2 protein-coding genes, 1 tRNA gene and 1 pseudogene are annotated in these 3,866 nt (G+C 67.5%); 1 reads left to right on the top strand and 3 read right to left on the bottom strand.

Features of this window, described 5'->3' with window-relative positions; translation table 11 throughout:
- Positions 1–876, bottom strand: an 876-nt coding sequence (locus VGS97_RS03615; RefSeq protein ID WP_326851725.1) for an ABC transporter ATP-binding protein, incomplete at its 3' end; no start/stop codon positions are given.
- Between the two features lie 420 nt (positions 877–1,296).
- On the opposite strand from VGS97_RS03615, the gene VGS97_RS03610 reads away from it, so the two are divergent.
- A tRNA-Thr gene (locus VGS97_RS03610) sits at positions 1,297–1,369 on the top strand.
- A 138-nt stretch (positions 1,370–1,507) separates the two neighbouring features.
- Here VGS97_RS03610 and VGS97_RS03605 read toward each other — a convergent pair.
- Together VGS97_RS03605 and VGS97_RS29395 are read right to left on the bottom strand one after the other, a co-directional pair.
- Positions 1,508–2,992 carry an MFS transporter gene (locus VGS97_RS03605; protein ID WP_326851724.1) on the bottom strand — a complete coding sequence of 495 codons (1,485 nt, stop codon included), beginning with the start codon at positions 2,990–2,992 and terminating at the stop codon, positions 1,508–1,510.
- Positions 2,993–3,340: 348 nt separating this feature from the next.
- Positions 3,341–3,866, bottom strand: a pseudogene (locus VGS97_RS29395) (ABC transporter ATP-binding protein); the annotation flags it as partial.

Below are 3,866 nucleotides of genomic sequence, written 5' to 3'. Positions count from 1 at the left end.
ACCGACAAGGTGCAGGTGCTCAGGCCGGATGCCGATGACAAGCTCGAGCAGGCCCGCCTCGCTGGCAGCCGCGCGAACCGCGGGAGGCAACGGCAGCACCGTGCCAGCCAGCCGGACCGCACCGTCCACGATCGGCACGGTCCGCAGGTTCATCGCGGGTGAGCCGATGAAGCCCGCGACGAACTGGTTCACCGGGTTGTCGTACAGCTGGCGCGGCGTGTCGCATTGCTGCAGCTGCCCGCCGGCCAGCACGGCGACCCGGTGGCCCATGGTCATCGCCTCGACCTGGTCGTGGGTGACGTAGACGGTGGTGATGCCGAGGCGGCGCTGCAGTTCGGCGATCTGGCTGCGGGTCTGCACGCGCAGCTTGGCGTCCAGGTTGGACAGCGGCTCGTCCATCAGGAAGACCTGGGGCTCGCGCACGATGGCCCGGCCCATGGCCACCCGCTGCCGCTGCCCGCCGGACAGCGCCTTGGGCTTGCGGTCCAGGAGCTTGTCGTCCAGGTCGAGCAGGCGGGCGGCCTCGCGGACCCGCCGGGCCCGCTCGTCCTTGGGCACGTGCTGCATCTTCAGCGCGAAGCCCATGTTCTCCGCGACGGTCTTGCTGGGGTACAGCGCGTAGTTCTGGAACACCATCGCGATGTCCCGGTCCTTCGGCGGCAGGTGCGTAACGTCGCGCTCCCCGATCCGGATGGTGCCCGCCGTCACCTCCTCCAGCCCCGCGAGCATCCGCAGCGAGGTGGACTTCCCGCAGCCCGACGGCCCGACCAGCACGAGGAACTCCCCGTCCTGGATGTCCAGGTTCAGCTTGTCGACGGCGGGCCGCTCAGCGCCCGGGTAGATGCAGCTGGCTTCCTCATAAACGACACCGGTCATTGATATAGTCCTACTTCCCTTTCAACCGGCAGGAACGTGCCGGACGATCCGAGTTGGAAGGCGGTCGTTGCGACCTTCGCTGACCGTATCCTCTGACAAGCATCTTGTCACTATCAGCCACACCGCGTGACAGATAACGCAACGTACCGACACCAACACAGCGCGCAGATAAAGCACCGCACCGCGCCAAACGCACGCAGCGTACCGCCTACGCACGACACCGACGCCCGAGTTCGTCGAGCCGACACCAGCACCCACCACCACCAACCGCACCGCACGAGCCGACCTCACCAACAACACGAGCGCAACCACGCGCGTCGCCCCTGCGCAACCTGCCCCTCACCGGAACTCAGTGGGGAGTACCCCAGCCGCCCGGTAGGATGGTTCCTGGTTTGAGCCCATCTCCCGGCTCCGACGCCCGCTGGTGTGGCGCAATTGGCAGCGCACCTGTCTTGTAAACAGGTGGTTAGGGGTTCGAGTCCCCTCACCAGCTCACTCCCTCACCGCAGGTCGCAGCCCCGGTAGACAGCCGAGAGCCTCGGACCGCGGTACTGGTCCGAGGCTCTCGTGCCAGATCTCATGCCAGATCAGTGCTTCAGATCACTGTCCCTGCCTTGACACGCCCTGATATCTACGATGCCGCGGATACTTCGACGTCTGCCTGTCCCTGTCCGGCGGGCGTGGCGGTGCGTTGCGATCGCGAGGGCTTGAAAGAGCCACCTATGCGGAGGGAGGCGGCTGCGGCCAGCAGGCCGATGACCATGATGGCGTACCACCCGTGGCGGAAGGCGGTGTGAGTGGCGTCTGTGCCGACAGGCTTGCCCAGGGTGACGACGAGGACGGCCACGCCGATCACAGCACCGATTTGGCGGGACATGTTGATGACGCCGGAACTGGTCGCGGCGCGCTCAAGTGGCAGGGAGAAGGCACCTGTGGCGACCAGGGTCGGCAGGGCCAGACCGATGCCGATGCCGACCATCACAGCGCCGGGCAGCATGGCTGCGGCGTAGTCGGCGGCGACGGTTATTCGCAGGGCCCACACCAGGAGGCCGACGACGAAGAACAAGTTGCCCAGGGCGGCGACCGCGCCGGGGCCGATGCGCTTGGACAGGATTCCCGAGATGCGGAAGAACGGGGGGACCATCAGTACGCCGGGGACAAGGGCCAGGCCGGATTTCAAAGCGGAGTAGCCCCAGACGTTCTGGGTCCACTCGGCGCAGGACAGGACCATGGCGGCGAACCCGGCGCTGTACAGCAGGAGCCCGGCGGCCGGAGCGTTGAGGGCACGAAGGCGCAGCACCGGCAGTTCGACGACCGGGGACGGGTGGCGCGCGGAACTGATCAGGAAGCCGGCCAGCAGGACGATGGCGGCGGCGAAAGTGCCGACGGTGCGCGCCGAGCCCCAGCCCCACGAGCTCACCTGCACCAGACCAAGAGCCAGCGCGCCGATCGAGCCGGCCAGCAGGACCGCGCCGAACACATCAGGCAGCTTGCCGCGCTCGGTGTCACGCACCTCGGGCAGAGTGCGCATGCCGACAATGAACGCGACAACGCCGAGGGGCAGGTTGATGATAAACACCCAGCGCCAGCCGACCTGGGCGAGCAATCCACCGACGACCGGGCTGATGGTGGCGGCGACCCCGCCAGCCACGCTCCAAGCGCGCAGCATCACCGCGCGGCGCTCCGTCGGCGTGTTGACCAGCAGCAACGCCAGAGACGTGGGCACCAGCACGGCGGCCCCGACGGCCTGCAACACCCGGGCACCTACCAGGAACCCCGTATTTGTGGCCACCGCGCACAGTGCGGAACCGACCGTGAAGACCACGAGGCCGAGCAGGAACCCGCCGCGCTGCCCACCGCGGCCCGCCAAGCGCCCGAAGACCACCAGCAACGAGGCGAACACGATCGCGTATGCGTTGAGCACCCAGGACAGCGCGCTGAGCGAAGCGCCGTGGAAGTCATCGCCGACGCGCGGCAGCGCGATGTTGACCACGAACAAGTCCAGATTGGTGACAAGTACTGCGATGAACACGATCGCGACCGTCAGCCGCGCACGCAAGACCGCCGACGCGGCGGCTTCGGGCGGAGCGGAAGAACTAGAACCCTGAATCGCCATGACAGTAATCGTAGTCAGCACCGAGATTCGGCAGCGTTCGCGTGAAGAGTCTTCGAGGCGCGTTCGAGACACGGTCGTCGATGCTTCTCCTGGCACAGCGGCCCAGTTCAGCAACTGGACCGGCGAGCAGTGACGAGCATCGCCGCAGTATGGCGGTCATGGCGGATCTTTTGCAGCTCGACGATGCAGAGTGCGCCGATCCGTGCGGGCAGCACGCTCCAACCGGTGCGTAGTGGGCCGGTGGGTTGGGTGAGTAGGGAGGGAATGGCGGTTGATGCGGTGGATGCGGTGAATGGGTTAGATGGGGCGGACGGGGCGGTTGCAGTGGGCGCAGTGGGCACGGGCGTCTCAGCGGACACGGGCGGCTGCGGTGCGCGTGGCACGGACATTGCGGAACTCTCCCGAGGTCGGCTCGTCAAGGGTGTCGCCGGCGTAGTGGCGGAAGACGTCTTCGAGCGTGCCCGAGCCCGAAGGCAGTGAGGCCTTCAGCTCCTGCGGGGAGCCGGTGGCGCGGATGATCCCGCGGTGCATCAGCGAGATGTGGTCGCAGTACTGGTCGGCCTCGTCCATGTAGTGCGTGGTGACGAAGACAGTCATGCCGGTGACGGCACGGACCTCGGCGATCCGCTCCCACACCGAGGCGCGGGCGATCGGGTCCGACCGATCGTCGGTTCGTCGAGGAGCAGCAGGCGCGGCGATGAGACCAGTGCCTGCGCGAGTTCCAGCCTGCGGACCATGCCGCCGGAGTACGTCTTCGCCATCCGGTCGGCGGCGTCCAGCAGGCCGACCGTGTCGAGCGCGGCGGCGACCCGCTCGGCGCGCTGCTTGCGCGGGACGTCGAAGAGGCGCGCGAACATGGCGATGTTCTCGCGTC

This window comes from Actinocrinis sp. (genome assembly GCF_035946395.1).
Taxonomy (GTDB): Bacteria; Actinomycetota; Actinomycetes; order Streptomycetales; family Catenulisporaceae; genus Actinocrinis.
Note: the sequence above shows the minus strand (reverse complement) of the source record. Positions and strands in the feature narration are given on the sequence as shown.